This window comes from Streptomyces peucetius (assembly GCF_025854275.1).
Lineage (GTDB): Bacteria > Actinomycetota > Actinomycetes > Streptomycetales > Streptomycetaceae > Streptomyces > Streptomyces peucetius_A.
On sequence record NZ_CP107567.1, the window covers coordinates 6,512,665 to 6,527,280 of the forward strand.

The 14,616-nt window shown below is 70.7% G+C and carries 10 protein-coding genes; 6 read left to right on the plus strand and 4 right to left on the minus strand.

The window, feature by feature from the left end; all coding sequences use genetic code 11:
• Positions 1-203: 203 nt before the first annotated feature.
• Together treY and glgX are read right to left on the minus strand one after the other, a co-directional pair.
• Positions 204-2,558, minus strand: coding sequence for a malto-oligosyltrehalose synthase (gene treY / locus OGH68_RS29520; protein ID WP_264248164.1), 2,355 nt, complete (start codon positions 2,556-2,558; stop codon positions 204-206).
• Positions 2,559-2,705: 147 nt separating this feature from the next.
• A complete protein-coding gene (gene glgX, locus OGH68_RS29525; RefSeq protein ID WP_264248165.1) occupies positions 2,706-4,826 on the minus strand; it encodes a glycogen debranching protein GlgX in 2,121 nt (706 codons plus the stop codon).
• A gap of 391 nt (positions 4,827-5,217) precedes the next feature.
• On the opposite strand from glgX, the gene OGH68_RS29530 reads away from it, so the two are divergent.
• Both OGH68_RS29530 and OGH68_RS29535 read left to right on the plus strand, forming a co-directional pair.
• Positions 5,218-6,453, plus strand: coding sequence for an SAV2148 family HEPN domain-containing protein (locus OGH68_RS29530; RefSeq protein ID WP_264248166.1), 1,236 nt, complete (start codon positions 5,218-5,220; stop codon positions 6,451-6,453).
• 111 nt (positions 6,454-6,564) lie between these two features.
• Positions 6,565-7,287, plus strand: coding sequence for a 3'-5' exonuclease (locus OGH68_RS29535; protein ID WP_264248168.1), 723 nt, complete (start codon positions 6,565-6,567; stop codon positions 7,285-7,287).
• Positions 7,288-7,406: 119 nt separating this feature from the next.
• Here the strand turns inward: OGH68_RS29535 and OGH68_RS29540 are convergent, their stop codons facing one another.
• Positions 7,407-8,258, minus strand: a complete 852-nt coding sequence (locus OGH68_RS29540; protein WP_264248169.1) for a phosphotransferase enzyme family protein — start codon at positions 8,256-8,258, stop codon at positions 7,407-7,409.
• Positions 8,259-8,404: 146 nt separating this feature from the next.
• Between OGH68_RS29540 and OGH68_RS29545 the strand changes: the two genes are divergently transcribed.
• Genes OGH68_RS29545 through OGH68_RS29555 form a run of 3 tightly spaced genes read left to right on the plus strand, consistent with a single transcriptional unit; the run spans position 8,405 to position 11,528 of the window.
• A complete protein-coding gene (locus OGH68_RS29545; protein WP_413471047.1) occupies positions 8,405-9,385 on the plus strand; it encodes a carbohydrate ABC transporter permease in 981 nt (326 codons plus the stop codon).
• Positions 9,382-10,224 carry a carbohydrate ABC transporter permease gene (locus OGH68_RS29550; RefSeq protein WP_264248174.1) on the plus strand — a complete coding sequence of 281 codons (843 nt, stop codon included), beginning with the start codon at positions 9,382-9,384 and terminating at the stop codon, positions 10,222-10,224. Before OGH68_RS29545 ends, OGH68_RS29550 begins: the two co-directional genes overlap by 4 nt.
• A complete protein-coding gene (locus tag OGH68_RS29555; RefSeq protein ID WP_264248175.1) occupies positions 10,224-11,528 on the plus strand; it encodes an ABC transporter substrate-binding protein in 1,305 nt (434 codons plus the stop codon). The genes OGH68_RS29550 and OGH68_RS29555 overlap by 1 nt, the downstream gene beginning before the upstream one ends.
• A 56-nt stretch (positions 11,529-11,584) precedes the next feature.
• Here OGH68_RS29555 and OGH68_RS29560 read toward each other — a convergent pair whose 3' ends face one another.
• Entirely contained in the window at positions 11,585-12,958 is a 1,374-nt protein-coding gene (locus OGH68_RS29560) for an endo-1,4-beta-xylanase (protein ID WP_264248177.1), read from the minus strand.
• A 374-nt stretch (positions 12,959-13,332) separates the two neighbouring features.
• Between OGH68_RS29560 and mgt the strand changes: the two genes are divergently transcribed.
• Positions 13,333-14,532 carry a macrolide-inactivating glycosyltransferase gene (gene mgt, locus OGH68_RS29565; RefSeq protein ID WP_264248178.1) on the plus strand — a complete coding sequence of 400 codons (1,200 nt, stop codon included), beginning with the start codon at positions 13,333-13,335 and terminating at the stop codon, positions 14,530-14,532.
• Positions 14,533-14,616 lie beyond the last annotated feature (84 nt).

A 14,616-nucleotide genomic window follows, 5' to 3' on the forward strand; every position in this document is an offset into this window, starting at 1 on the left:
AGCTCCTCCCCCTAGGCCTGGCGGCCTGGGGGGACCCCCACCGGACCCCCGCGCCTCAAACGCCGGCGGGGCTGACACAGTCAGCCCCGCCGGCGTTTGAGGCCACCGCGCGAAGCGCGGTACCGGGTCCGGGCGGAGCCCGGTCTCGGGAAGGGGCGGGGTGGGGAACAGGCTCCGCGCAGCGGACCCGCACCGTCACCCCGTCACGCTCTCCCGACCCGCACCAGCAGCGCCACCGGCCTGCGGGCGAACAGTTGCGACACGCGCACGCGGCCTCCGTCGAACTCCCGCCCCGGGGACAGCACGTCGGTCCACCGGCCCGCCGGCAGCGGGAGTTCCGTGTCCCGCCAGCCGCCGCCGCGCTCCAGCCGGAGCGACAGCCGGGTCACAGCGGTGACGACCTCGCCGGAGCGGCAGAAGGCCACGCAGTGGTCGGCCGCCGGGCCGGACGCCGTGAGCGGTGTGTACGTGGCGGCCGGGCCGAACAGCTCGGGTGCCGCCCGGCGCAGCCGCAGCGCCGTGCGGGTGAGCGTCTCCTTCTCGGCGCTCAGCCCCTCCGCGGGCGGCGCGGCGAAGGAGACCGGGCGCCGGTTGTCGGGGTCGACCAGCGCCAGGAACTCCCGCTCACAGCCCTGGTAGACGTCCGGCACCCCCGGCATCGTCAGCTGAAGCAGCGTCGCTCCGAGCACATTGGCCCGCGCGTACGGCGCCAGCTCGTGGGCGAAGCGCGCGACCGAGTGCTGCGGCGGTCCCGCCGGACCGGCGTCGACGAACGCCGACACCGCCTTCTCGTACGCCGCGTCCGGCTCGGTCCACGTGGTGCGCAGTCCGGCCTCCCGTACGGCTTTGAGGAGCGCGGTGTCCAGCCGCCCCGCGTCGGGCGGGCCGAAGCCGACGGCCGTCTGCCAGGCGGTCCACGCCACCTGTGGGTCGGGCGCGCTGCCGCCGGGCACGTTCTCCGACTCCTCGGTGATCTGCGCGAGGAAGTCCTCCCAGCGCTCCGGGCATTCGGAGAGCACCGCGATCCGCGCCCGCACGTCCGCGCTGCGTTTGGTGTCGTGCGTGGTCAGTACGGTTCCGGTGGCGGGCCAGTCGCGCGCGAGCCTGGCGCAGTACGCGTGGAACGACTCCGGGGCGACCGCCGGTTCGCCCGGCTCGCCGCCCACCTCGTTGGCGGAGATCAGCGGCGTGTACCGGTAGAACGCCTTGTCCTCCACGGACTTGGCCCGCAGCGCGGAAGCGGTCTGGGCGAAGCGGGCGCGGAACGCCTCGTGGTCCGGTCCGGAGCCGAGCCGGCCGAGCGCCAGGTCACGGATCAGGTCGACGGCGGCCGCTTCGGCGGGCACGCTGAACGTCTCCTTCGCCCGGTGGGCCGCCTCTTCGGGCAGCGCCGTCTCGTCGCCCGGCCGGTAGGGGCGGTAGACGGGGACGCGGACCAGCAGTTGCCGTACCGCGTCCCGCAGCGCCCACGGCGCATGGTCGCGCAGCCGCGGGTCGGCGGCGCAGACCCGCGCGGCGAGGCGGACGAGTGCCGTGGTCTCCGCGGCCAGTTCGTGGGTCACGACCTGGCAGGCGGCGTGCCGCTGCGTCGCCTCCCAGCGGCCGCCGAGCTCCGCGGCGGCCTCGGTGAACTGGCGGTGGTCGGCGGCGAGTTCCATCGCCCCGACGGGATCGGTGAACAGGCCGTCGATCCGGTACAGCGCGTCGTACCCGGTGGTGCCGGCGACGGGCCAGCTGTGCGGCAGCGGCTCGTCACCGGTGAGTATCTTCTCCACGACGATCCAGCAGTCCCCGCCCGTCGCCTCGTCCAGCCGGCGCAGATACCCCTCGGGGTCGGCCACCCCGTCGGGATGGTCCACCCTCAGGCCCTCGACGACGCCGTCCCGCACCAGCTCGAGGATCTTGGCGTGGGTCGCGTCGAAGACGTCGGGGTCCTCGACGCGCACGCCCATCAGCTCGGAGACGGTGAAGAACCGGCGGTAGTTCAGCTCGGTGCGCGCCAGCCGCCACCAGCACAGGCGGTACCACTGGGCGTCCAGCAGCTCGGCCATCGGCAGGCCGGCCGTCGCGTCGCGCAGGGGAAAGCGCTGCTCGCCGTAGTGCAGGACATCCCCTTCGACGTGCATCTTGGCCGTCTCGTCACCGATGCGTCCCGCGAGGACGGGAAGCAGGATCTTCCCCCCGCCGGCCTCCCAGTCGATGTCGAACCAGCGGGCGTACGGCGACCTCGGCCCCTCGCGCAGCACCTCCCACAGGGCACGGTTGTGGCGCGGCACGGCGGCCATGTGGTTGGGGACGATGTCCAGCACGAGCCCCATGCCGTGCTCCCGCGCCCTGCGGGACAGCTCCCGCAGCCCCGTCTCTCCGCCGAGTTCCTCCCGGACCCGGCTGTGGTCGACGACGTCGTAGCCGTGGGTCGAACCGGGTACCGCCTCCAGCACCGGCGACAGATGCAGATGGGAGACGCCGAGCGCGGCCGTGTACGGCACGGCGGCCGCGGCTGCCGCGAAGGGGAAACCGGGCTGGAGCTGGAGCCGGTACGTGGAGGTGGGCGTCATGCGAACATACGTACCCGGCCGCGAGGGTTCCTGCGCCCGGCCCCCGGGGCGGCATCGGCCGAACGGGTGAACCGGGGGCACGTACGGCTGCGCCCCCTCGACAGCCCCGGCCCGATGTGCATCGAGCCGGCCCCGCCATCTGCCCCGCTATGCCGGACGCCGCAGCACCGTCATGCTGCGGCCCACCAGCCGCAGCTCGTCCCCGGCCGACACCATCGGGCCCCGGCCGGGCGGGACGCCTTCCTTGCAGGCCGTGTCCACGACCACCTGCCACTCCTCGCCGTGGCTCACCGGCACGGTGAAGTCCAGCTCCTCCGCGCTCGCGTTGAACATGAGCAGGAACGAGTCGTCCGAGATCCGCTCGCCGCGCGGCCCCGGCTCCGAGATCGCGTGGCCGTTGAGGAAGACCGACAGCGCCTTGGCGTGCGCGGCCTGCCAGTCCCTCGCGACCATCTCGTCGCCCTGCGGGGTGAACCAGGCGATGTCGGTGAGCTCGTCGTGCGTCCCCTCCACCGGCCGACCGTGGAAGAAACGGCGCCGCCGGAAGACGGGGTGGTCGCGCCGCAGCCACACCATCGTCTTGGTGAACGCCAGCAGCGAGCCCTCCTCGTCGTCGCCCGGCTCCGGCCAGTGCACCCAGGCGATCTCGTTGTCCTGGCAGTACGCGTTGTTGTTGCCGCCCTGGGTGCGGCCGAACTCGTCGCCGTGGCTGAGCATCGGCACGCCCTGCGACAGCATCAGCGTCGCGATGAAGTTGCGCATCTGGCGCTCGCGCAGCTCCAGCACGCCCTCGTCGTCGGTGTCGCCCTCCGCGCCGCAGTTCCAGGAGCGGTTGTGGCTCTCGCCGTCGCGGTTGTTCTCGCCGTTGGCCTCGTTGTGCTTGTCGTTGTAGGAGACGAGGTCGTGCAGGGTGAACCCGTCGTGGCAGGTGGTGAAGTTGATCGAGGCCAGCGGCCGCCGGCCGTCGTCCTGGTACAGGTCGGAGGAGCCGGTCAGCCGGGACGCGAACTCGGCGAGGGTGCGCGGCTCCCCCCGCCACAGGTCCCGTACGCAGTCGCGGTACTTCCCGTTCCACTCGGTCCACAGCGGCGGGAAGTTGCCCACCTGGTAACCGCCCTCGCCGACGTCCCACGGCTCCGCGATCAGTTTGACCTGGCTGACCACCGGGTCCTGCTGCACCAGGTCGAAGAACGACGACAGCCGGTCCACCTCGTGGAACTGGCGTGCGAGGGTCGCGGCGAGGTCGAAGCGGAATCCGTCGACGTGCATGTCGGTCACCCAGTAGCGCAGCGAGTCCATGATCAGCTGGAGCACGTGGGGGCTGCGCATCAGCAGGGAGTTGCCGGTGCCGGTGGTGTCCATGTAGTAGCGGCGGTCCTCGGTGAGCCGGTAGTACGACTCGTTGTCCAGGCCACGGAAGGAGAGCGTGGGGCCGAGGTGGTTGCCCTCCGCGGTGTGGTTGTAGACCACGTCGAGAATGACCTCGATGCCCGCCTGGTGCAGTGCCCGTACCGCCTGCTTGAACTCGAGGACCTGCTCGCCGCGGTCGCCCCAGGACGCGTAGGAGTTGTGCGGGGCGAAGAAGCCGATGGTGTTGTAGCCCCAGTAGTTGTTCAGACCCGCGTCGACCAGCCGGTGGTCGTTGACGAACTGGTGCACCGGCATCAATTCGAGCGCAGTGACCCCCAGTTCCGTCAGATGGGAGATGACTGCGGGGTGGGCGAGCCCGGCGTAGGTGCCGCGGAGCTCGGGCGGCAGCTCCGGATGGAGCATGGTCAGGCCCTTCACATGGGCCTCGTAGATCACGGTGCGGTGGTAGTCGGTGCGCGGAAGCCGGTCGTCGCCCCAGTCGAAGTAGGGGTTGACGACTACCGACGTCATGGTGTGCGGCGCCGAGTCGAGGTCGTTGCGGGAGTCCGGCCGGCCGAAGTGGTAGCCGTAGACCGACTCGTTCCACTCGATCGAGCCACTGATCGCACGCGCGTACGGGTCGAGCAGCAGCTTCGCGGAGTTGCAGCGCTGCCCGCGCGCGGGCTCGTAGGGGCCGTGGACCCGGAAACCGTAGCGCTGACCGGGCATGATGCCCGGCAGATAGGCGTGCCGCACGAACGCGTCGGTCTCGCGCAGTTCCACCGCTGTCTCCGAGCCGTCGTCGTGGAGCAGACACAGCTCGATCCGGTGTGCGGCCTCCGAGTGCACCGCGAAGTTGGTGCCGGCGCCGTCGTACGTGGCGCCGAGGGGGTACGCCTGTCCCGGCCAGACCTGCATAGATTCGACTCTTCCATTCTGATCCGGGTAATGGGAGCTACTCGGACAAGATCCTCCCCCAAAGTGGTGCGACCTCCTAGCACTTCGCGCCGTCCTACCGGGTGACTGCGCCGGCGTCCCCCGGGCATGTGTACGGATCGGTGCCCGGAGCGCCCGGTGAGCGCCCCCGGCGTGCGCCGGAGGCGCCGTGGCAGTCGAAGGGGCGGAGACGTCGTCAATGCTATGAATCCCCTCACTCCAGGAAGACCGCCGGCGCCGGAACGGCGCGCGTCATCAGGCGAGTTGGATAAATTTCCCCGAACGATCCTGGTGCACCGCCTCCCGCTGCCGGAGTACCCTTCCTTGATCGTTGGAGACGGGCGTCAGACAGGCAGAAGAAGGCGGTGCGCGGGTGAGCTCGGGAGGGCTGGAGCTACCCCCCGGTGACACGGGTCACGAGGGGGGAGACTCCGCCGAGGTCCCGCCAGGAGCGGTCTCGCTCGCGCGGCCGATGGAGATAGGGGCGGAGCTGGACTGGGGTGCGGACGCCTGGAGCGAAGTGCGTACGCGCGCCCAGCGGGCCGGACGCGCCTACATCTGGCTGAATCTGGTCGAACAGCGGCTGCGGGCGGTCGTGGCCGCCGTGCTGCGCCCGGTCTACGAGCCGGTGCACGGCGACGACTGGGTGGTCGCCGCGGCCGGCCCGGCCGGTCAGGAGTGGGTGCAGCGGGCCGTCGCGGTACGGGAGGTCTCCCGCCGCAAGGGCTATCTGCTGGACCCGGCGGACGACAATGTCCTGTCCTTCCTCACGCTGCCGCAGCTGCGTGAGCTGATGGTCCAGCACTGGCCCTGCTTCGAGCCGTACTTCGACGACCGGCGCGACGTGGAGCTGGCGCTCGACGAACTCGAGGTCGCCCGGAACGTGGTCTCCCGCAACCGCGCGCTCAACGAGGCGGTGCTCGCCCAGGCCGAGCGGGCCTCGTCACGGCTGCTGGAGATACTCGGCAACGGCGCCGGCGTCCCCTCGGCCGACCGGCTCCGGGTCGACGCGGTGGAGGACCTGGTCGGCGACCGGTACGCGGACGTCGTCTCCGTCCACCCCGACCGCGTCAGGCTGCAGCGGCAGCTGCCCGCCGAGGACCTCTTCGGCGGGGCCCGCCGCCTCGACGCGATCGGCATAGGACTGAACCTGCTGGTACAGAACTTCTCCGGTCGCAGGCTCGTCCGCCTCGCCGAGTCGGGGTGCCGGGTCCGGCTGCTCTTCCTGAACCCGGCGAGCAGTGCCGTCAAACGCCGTGAGCGGGAACTCGGCCTGAAGAAGGGCGAGTTGAGCCGCACGGTGGAGATGAACATCCTCCATATGCGCCGGGTCCGCTCCCGCCTGCGGGACCCGGGCGCCTTCGAGATCCAGGTCTTCGACGAGACCCCCCGTTTCACCGCCTACCTCGTGGACGGTGACGGCCCCGACGGCCTCGCCGTCGTACAGTCCTATCTTCGCCGGGCCCGCGGCATGGAGGCACCGGTGCTGGTGCTGCGGGGCGGCGGGCGCTCCGTGGTGCGGGCGGGGCAGGACACGGAGACAGGACTTTTCCAGACATACCGTGAGGAGTTCGAGTCGGTCTGGACCGATTCGCGCCCGGTGTCCTGAGTGTCCGCCCGGCCCTGCCCCCGGTCCGCCCTCAACCGGCTGTCAGTGACGCGTGCGAGAGTGGTCGTCAACTGGGGGAAGTACCACCGCACCACTGAGAAGGGGGGCATCATGTCCTGGCACCGCGAGCTGCTGGTCGGCTTCGATCTGGAGACGACGGGGACCGATCCGCTCGACGCACGTATCGTCACGGCGGCCGTCGTCGAACTGCGCGCGGGTGAGCCGGTGCGGAGCCACGGCTGGATGGCGGACCCGGGGATAAGCATCCCGGCACAGGCCTCCGCCATCCACGGCATCAGCAACGAGCGTGCGTCGGCGGAGGGCCGCCCCCCGCACGAGGTGGTCGACGAGATCGCCGAGATGCTCTGCGGGCACTGGCTGCGGGGCGTCCCGGTCGTCGCGTACAACGCCGCCTTCGACCTGACGCTGCTGGCCGCCGAGTTGCAGCGGCACGGCCTGCCCTCGCTGACCGAGCGGCTGGCCGGCCGGCCGGTCGGCCCCGTCATCGATCCGTACACGATCGACCGGGCCGTCGACCGGTACCGCAAGGGCAAGCGCACCCTGGAAGCGGTCTGCGTCGAGTACGGAGTGGTGCTCGGCAGCGCCCACCACGCCGACGCGGACGCCCGCGCCGCGGTCCTGGTCGCCTGCGCGATAGCCGAGCGGCACGCCATGGTGGCCTCCCTCGCCGTGGCGGAGCTGCACGACCGGCAGGTGGACTGGTACGCCCAGTGGGCGACGGACTTCCAGCGCTTCCTGCGCCGCAAGGGCACAGCGGGCGCGGTGGTCGACACGTCCTGGCCGATGCGGGAACTGGCCCCGGTAGCCGGCTGACGCCCGGCGTCCACGGCCCGGACCGCCGGGCGCCCGGCCCGGGTCCGGTCGTCGGCACGGCAAGGCCCGGCCCGGTCCGCCGCGCCCCGCCGCGTTCGCGGAGTGGGCGAGGTGGGCGGTCAGAAGGGGTACCAGCGCACCTCGGGGTCTTCGTCGCGCAAGGAGGCGACCCGGCGACGGAATTCGGTCAGGGCCTTGGGGTTGGACGGCGCGTGCTGGGCGACCCAGGCGCAGCTGGCCGTCTCGCGGGCGCCTCGCAGGACCGCGCAGCCGTCCCACTCGCGCACGTCCCAGCCGTATGCGTCGATGAAGGCGTCGTACGCCCCAGGGTCGAGGCCGTAGCGGTCGCGGGACAGGGCCATGACCACCAGGTCGTGCTCGCGCAGATCCGAGGAGACGGTCTCCAGGTCGACCAGGACCGGGCCGTCGGGTCCCACGTGGACGTTGCGGGGCAGCGCGTCGCCGTGGATCGGGCCGGGCGGCAGGTGCGGAGAGAGCTCGGCGGCAGCGGTCGCGAAACCGTCACGGCGCCCCCGCAGATAGTCGGCGTCGGCCGGGTCGATCGCGTCGCCCGCCAGCCGCAGCCAGCGTTCGACGCCGCCGAGCAGTTCGCGGCGGGGCAGCTCGAAGGAAGGGGGATCAAGTGCGTGGACCAGACGCAGCAGGTGAGCGAGGTCGACGGGCCGTGCCGGGCGCACGGCGTCGGGCAGCCGGTGCCACACGGTCACCGGATGGCCGTCGATCAGCCGCGGGACCGGCTCGGCGGCCCGTACCGCCGGCACACCGGCCGCCTCCAGCCAGCCGGCGACGGCCAGTTCCCGCTCCGCTCGTGCCAGCAGGCCCGCGTCCCTGCCGACCTTCACCACCTCCCGGTCCGTCGCGAACACGGCGTTCTCGCCGAGCGCCAGCAGGGCGGCTCCCCTCGGGAAGCCGGCCGCCGCCAGTACCTCGCGTGCCCGTGTCTCGTCCATCGCCCTCTCCCAGCACCGTCGTGAACCCGACAAAGTCTCGCATCCACGCAGGTCGCCTTGACGAACCAACCACCCGTCAGCACGATGACACAGGCCGCCGGGACGGCCGTGCATACCGCTACGAGCCGCCCGAAGGAGTCGCATACGTGACATCGACGACCCCGACGGCGCGGTCCGGGAAGAGCACGGCCCGGACCAGGGGCGCCGGAGACGACAGAGGCAGACCGCGCGGGGCGGGCAGACCACGCCGCGGACGGGTGGCCGACCACGGGGCCTGGTTCCTCGTCCTGCCCGCGCTGATCCCCATCCTGGTGCTGAGCGTGGGACCGCTGCTCTACGGCATCGCGCTCGCCTTCACCGACTCGCAGGCCGGACGCACCGAGCCCACCGAGTGGATCGGCACGCTCAACTTCCAGGACCTGCTGCACGACACCCTGTTCTGGGACTCGTTCCGGATCGGCCTGCTGTGGGCGGTCGGCGTGACCGTCCCGCAGTTTCTCCTCGCGCTGGGTCTGGCGCTGCTGCTCGACCAGCGGCTGCGGATGCGCTGGCTCGCCCGGGCACTGGCGATCGTGCCCTGGGCGATGCCGGAGGTCGTCGTCGGCATCATGTGGCGGCTCGTCTACAACCCGGACGCGGGCATCCTCAACGAGAGCATCCGGAGCCTTGGCCTCGGTGAGGGCAGGGACTGGCTCACCGGGCTCGCCACCGCACTGCCGGCGGTGATCGTCGTGGGGATCTGGGCGGGCATGCCGCAGACCACGGTCGCCCTGCTCGCCGGACTGCAGAACACACCGCACGAGCTGCACGAGGCGGCCGCCCTCGACGGCGCCGGCGCCTGGCGCAGGTTCCGTACGGTCACCTGGCCGGCGATCAGGCCCGTCGCGCTCGCGATCACCGCCCTCAACTTCATCTGGAACTTCAACTCCTTCGCCCTGGTGTATGTGCTCACCAACGGCGGACCGGGCGGCCGGACCCGGCTTCCCATGCTGTTCGCGTACGAAGAGGCCTTCCGCTACGGCCAGTTCGGCTACGCGGCGGCGATGGGCTGCGTGATGGTCGCCGTGATCTCCGTGATGCTCGCCTTCCACCTCGTGGGACGGCTCAAGGGAGGCGATGACGGATGACGGCCCGACGCATCGGCAGGGCGGGGAGAGCCGGGCAGTACGCCGCGCTGCTGGCGTACCTGGTCTTCCTCGCGTTCCCGTTCCTGTGGCTGATCTCGACCGCGTTCAAGCCGCCGCGTGAACTCGGTTCGCTGCATCCCACCTGGATTCCTGAGGACCCGACCCTGGCGAACTTCCGGCAGGCCTTCGACGAGCAGCCGCTGCTCCGGGCCGCCGGCAACAGTCTGGTCGCGGCCCTCGCCGCCGCGCTGATCGCCGTGGTGATCGCGACCCCCATGGCGTACACGATGGCCCGCAACCGCGGCAGGCTCACGACGGCGGCCACCGGCTGGGTCGTGGTCAGCCAGGCGTTCCCGTTCGTCCTGGTGATCATTCCGCTTTTCCTGATCCTGAAGAACCTCCATCTGATCAACACCCTGGTCGGTCTGATCACGGTCTATGTGGTGTGGTCACTGCCGTTCGCGCTGTGGATGCTGGTCGGCTATGTGCGGGCGGTGCCGATGGAGCTGGAGGAGGCCGCCTCGGTCGACGGGGCCGGCCGGCTGCGTACGCTCGTGTCGGTCACCGCGCCGCTGCTCGCGCCGGGCATCGTCGCCACCGCGCTGTTCGCGTTCATCACCGCGTGGAACGAGTTCTTCTTCGCGCTCGTCCTGCTCAAGACCCCGGAGAAGCAGACCTTGCCGGTCGTCCTCACCCACTTCCTGGGCGCGGAGGGTGTCGCCGACCTCGGGCCGCTCGCCGCGGCCGCCTTCCTCGCGACGATCCCCTCGCTCGTCATCTTCGCCGTCATCCAGAAGCGGATCACGGGCGGCATGCTGGCAGGGGCGGTGAAGAGCTGATGCGCGCACAGGGACGACGAGGCCGGCTGCTCACTGCCGCCGCCGCACTCGCTCTGCTGATGACGGGCTGCTCCGGCGGCCCGGCCCGCGACGACGGCACGGTCCGGCTCCGTTTCCAGTCGCTGGCCTGGCAGAAGGAGTCCGTCGACGCCAACAAGGAGCTGGTGAGGGAGTGGAACGCCGCCCACCCCGACATCCAGGTCGAGTACGTCCAGGGCAGCTGGGACAGCGTGCACGACCAGTTGCTGACCTCGTTCGAGGGCGGCGAGGCGCCCGACGTGATCCATGACGCCTCCGACGATCTCGCCGACTTCGCCTACGGCGGTTATCTCGCCGACCTGACGGAGCTGCTCCCGGAGCGCCTGAAATCGGACATCCCGGAGCAGAGCTGGGAGACGACGACGTTCGGCGACGGTGTCTACGGTGTCCCGTTCCTCCAGGAGCCGCGGGTACTGATCGCCAACACGAAGATCCTCCGAGCGTCCGGGGTGCGGGTGCCGACGGCCGCGAAGCCATGGAGCTGGGCGGAGTTCCGTCAGGTCACCAAGGATCTGACGGAGCGGATGGGGGACGGGAAGTATGCCGTCGCCTGGCCGCTCAAGGAGCCCGTCTCCGTCACGCTCAACCTCGGCCTCTCCGCCGGCGGCCGGCTGTTCCACCGCGGTGACGACGGCAAGGTCACCGTCGACTTCCAAGGCGGCGACGCCGTGGTGCCCAGGACGATCCACGACCAGGTGAACGTCGACCGGAGCGCCTCGCGCAGCACGCTCGGCATGGGCGGCTCCGACTCGCTTCCCGGCTTCTTCGGCGGCAAGTACGCGATGGTCCCGCTGGGCTTCTCCTACCGGCAGCAGATAGCGCAGCAGGCACCGGAGGGCTTCGAGTGGACCGTGCTGCCCGCTCCGGCCGGCCCCGGCGGGCCGGTCCAGGGCGTGAGCCCGCAGACGCTGTCGATCTCCGAGGACAGTGCGCACAAGAGGGAGGCCATGCGGTTCGTCGACTTCATGCTCCGCCCGCCGAACATGGTGCGGCTGGCGAAGGGCGACTGGATGCTGCCGACCGGCACGCAGGCTCTGAAGGACCCGGCTCTGCACACGCCGGAGCACGGCTGGGCGACCGGCGCCGCTCTCGCGAGGAGCCTGAGATCCGCGCCGGCGCAGTCGGTGCGCGGCTACCCGGAGTGGAAGGACAAGGTGGCGACGCCCGCGTACCAGGAGTACTACAGCGGCGCGATCGACGAGAAGGAGCTGAAGGAGCGGCTGACACGGGACGGGAATCTGGTGCTGGCCCGCTACCAGCGCTGACGACGGCGCGACGACCGGGTGGTCGCCGCGCCGCGCGGGTGCTCGCCGTCAGGCGGTCAGGAGGCGGTGCAGGCGCCGACGCTCGGCGCGTTCCAGTTGCCGTTCGCCATGACCGTGAAGCCGAAGCTCGTTGAACTTCCGGCCGCGAGAGCTCCGTTGCCGTTCGGCCGCATGGTCATCACATTGCCGCTGCTGTCCCAGGTCGGGCTGCCGTTCCAGGTGGCGGAGATTTTCTGGGGCGAGGACACCGTCACGTTCACGCTCCAGCCGCTGATCGGGGCACTGCCGGCCCTGACGGTCACCTGGCCGTTGAAGCGGTCGCCCCAGCGGTTGGTCTCCGCGTACGACACGGTGCAGGTGGCGCCGCCGCCGCCGCCCCCGCCGCCCCCGTCGCCGCCGCCCCCCGGCGTACCGCCGAGCGCGGCCAGCACCGAGTGGTAGGCCGGCTTCTTGGTGTAGTTGCCGTCGAACAGCAGCGGAGTGCCGCTGCTGCGCCACGAGTACTTGTCGGTGACGCCCCAGACGGTGATCCCGGTGCAGCGGGAGACGGCCAGGCAGGCGTTCACGACGCGGCTGTAACTGTCGGCCTGCGACGAGCCGGAACCCTCGATGTCCAGTTCGGTGATCTGCACGTCGACACCGAGATCGGCGAAGCGCTGGAGGTTGGCCCGGTAGTCGCCCGGCACGGGCGAGGCGCTGTTGAAGTGGGACTGGAAGCCGACACAGTCGATCGGGACGCCTCGCTGCTTGAAGTCCCTGACCATGGCGTAGACGGCATTGCTCTTCGCGTTCACACCGTCGGTGTTGTAGTCGTTGTAGCAGAGCTTCGCCGAGGGGTCGGCGGCACGGGCGGTGCGGAACGCCTCCTCGATGAACCCGTTGCCCAGCTTGTCCTGGAAGGGCGAACTGCGCCGGGCTCCGCTGCCGCCGTCCTGGAAGGCCTCGTTCACCACGTCCCAGGAGTGAATCTTGCCGCGGTAGTGCTGCATCACCTGGGTGATGTGGTTGTTCATCGCGGAGCGCAACTCGGTCGCGTTCAGGTTGCCGACCCAGCCGGGGAGTTGGGAGTGCCAGACCAGGGTGTGGCCGCGGACATCCATGCCCCTGCTCTGTGCGTGGGACACGATCTGGTCGGCGGGACCGTAACTGAACGAGTTGCGGGACCTCTCCAGGGCGTCCCATTTCATCTCGTTCTCCGGTGTCACCGAGTTGAACTCCGTGTTCAGGGTGGAGACGTAGCCGGACTCTCCCAGGTGGTTCGCGGCGACGGCCGTACCGAAGTAGCGGCCCTTTTCCGCTGCGGAGGCGCCGAGGGTGGTTGCGGCGTGGGCGGTGCCCTGAAGGGCGACCGTCCCGGCGGCGGCCATTGCCGCCGCGGCGGTGACGACGAGTGCCGTGCGGGCACGTCGACGTAACGAACTGCCGATCATTGCGACCTCTTCTTCCGGTGCCGGGCGGCGGGCAGAGCCGTGCCCGGGTGCGGTCGGTGGACCTTGCGTGGTGCCGTTGCTTCCGCCGTTGGGGCGCCGGAGGCGCTGGGGCGGAGAGGTGCGATCGGTGGAGAGTATGCGAGCGCCTCGGAGGCGCCGTCAACGGAAAATTTCTCGAAACTTATCGAAAATATATTCTGGGCGGGGTGGGAAGGTCGGTCGGACTGAACTGCAGGAAAGGTTCCTACCCGCAGGAATGGGTGAGTTAGAAGTCGGCGCAAAAATGGTCCACGCTTGTCTGCCTGATTCGAAAGTTTCGGGCGGTGGGGAATAGGAGGCTGCACGAGACGTCTCGTCTCGTTTACTCTCCTCGCATGACTGAACCGCAGCGTGCCCACATCGCCATGTTCTCCATCGCGGCCCCCGGGCATGTGAACCCGAGCCTGGAAGTGATCCGCGAGCTCGTCGCCCGCGGACACCGCGTCAGCTACGCGATCCCCGCGTCCTTCGCCGACCGGATCGCCGAGACGGGCGCGGAGCCGGTCATCTACAAGTCGACACTCCCCACCGAGGACGAGCCGGACGCCTGGGGCACGGAACTGATCGACAACATCGAACCGTTCCTGAACGACGCCATGCAGGTCCTGCCGCAGCTCGCCGAGGCGTTCGAAGGAGACGAGCCGGACCTCGTCATCCACGACATCACCTCGTACCCGGCTATGGTCCTCGCCCATCGCTGGGGCGTCCCCGCCGTCTCCCTCTCACCCAATCTCGTCGCCTGGGAGGGCTACGAGAAGGAAATCGGCGAGCCGATGACGGCCGAGCTCAAGGCGTCGGAGCGCGGCAGGGCGTACTGCGCACGCTTCGTCAACTGGCTGGCGGAGAACGGGATCACCACGCACCCCGACCGGTTCGTCGGGCGGCCCCGCCGCAGCATCGTCCTCATCCCCCGGGCACTGCAGCCCAACGCCGACCGGGTGGACGAATCGGTGTACTCGTTCGTCGGCGCGTGCCAGGGCGACCGGGCCAGCCAGGGGGAGTGGCAGCGGCCGGCGGGTGCCGAGAAGGTGCTCCTCGTGTCCCTCGGTTCCACCTTCACCAAGCAGCCCGGCTTCTACCGCGAGTGCGTGAAAGCCTTCGGTGACCTGCCCGGCTGGCACATGGTGCTCCAGATCGGGCGGTACGTGGACGAGTCCGAACTGGGACCGCTGCCCGGCAACGTCGAAGTGCATTCCTGGGTACCGCAGTCGGCGATCCTCGAGCAGGCCGACGCGTTCATCACCCACGCCGGCGCGGGCGGCAGCCAGGAGGGCCTGGCCACCGCCACGCCCATGGTCGCCGTACCGCAGGCGGTCGACCAGTTCGGCAACGCGAACATGCTCGTGGGGCTGGGGGTCGCGCGACGCGTCGACACCGACGCGCCGGCGGAGGTGCTGCGCGAGGCGGTGCTGTCCGTCGCCTCCGACCCGGAGGTCGCGGAACGCCTGGCGTCCATCCGGGCGGGGATGGGCCGCGAGGGTGGCACGCGGCGGGCGGCGGACCTGATCGAGGCGGAGCTGGGCGGGGTGCGGTAGGGAGCGGGCGGGGGCCTGTTCCCCACCCCGCCCCTTCCCGAAACCGGGCTCCGCCCGGACCCGGTACCGCGCTTCGCGCGGCGC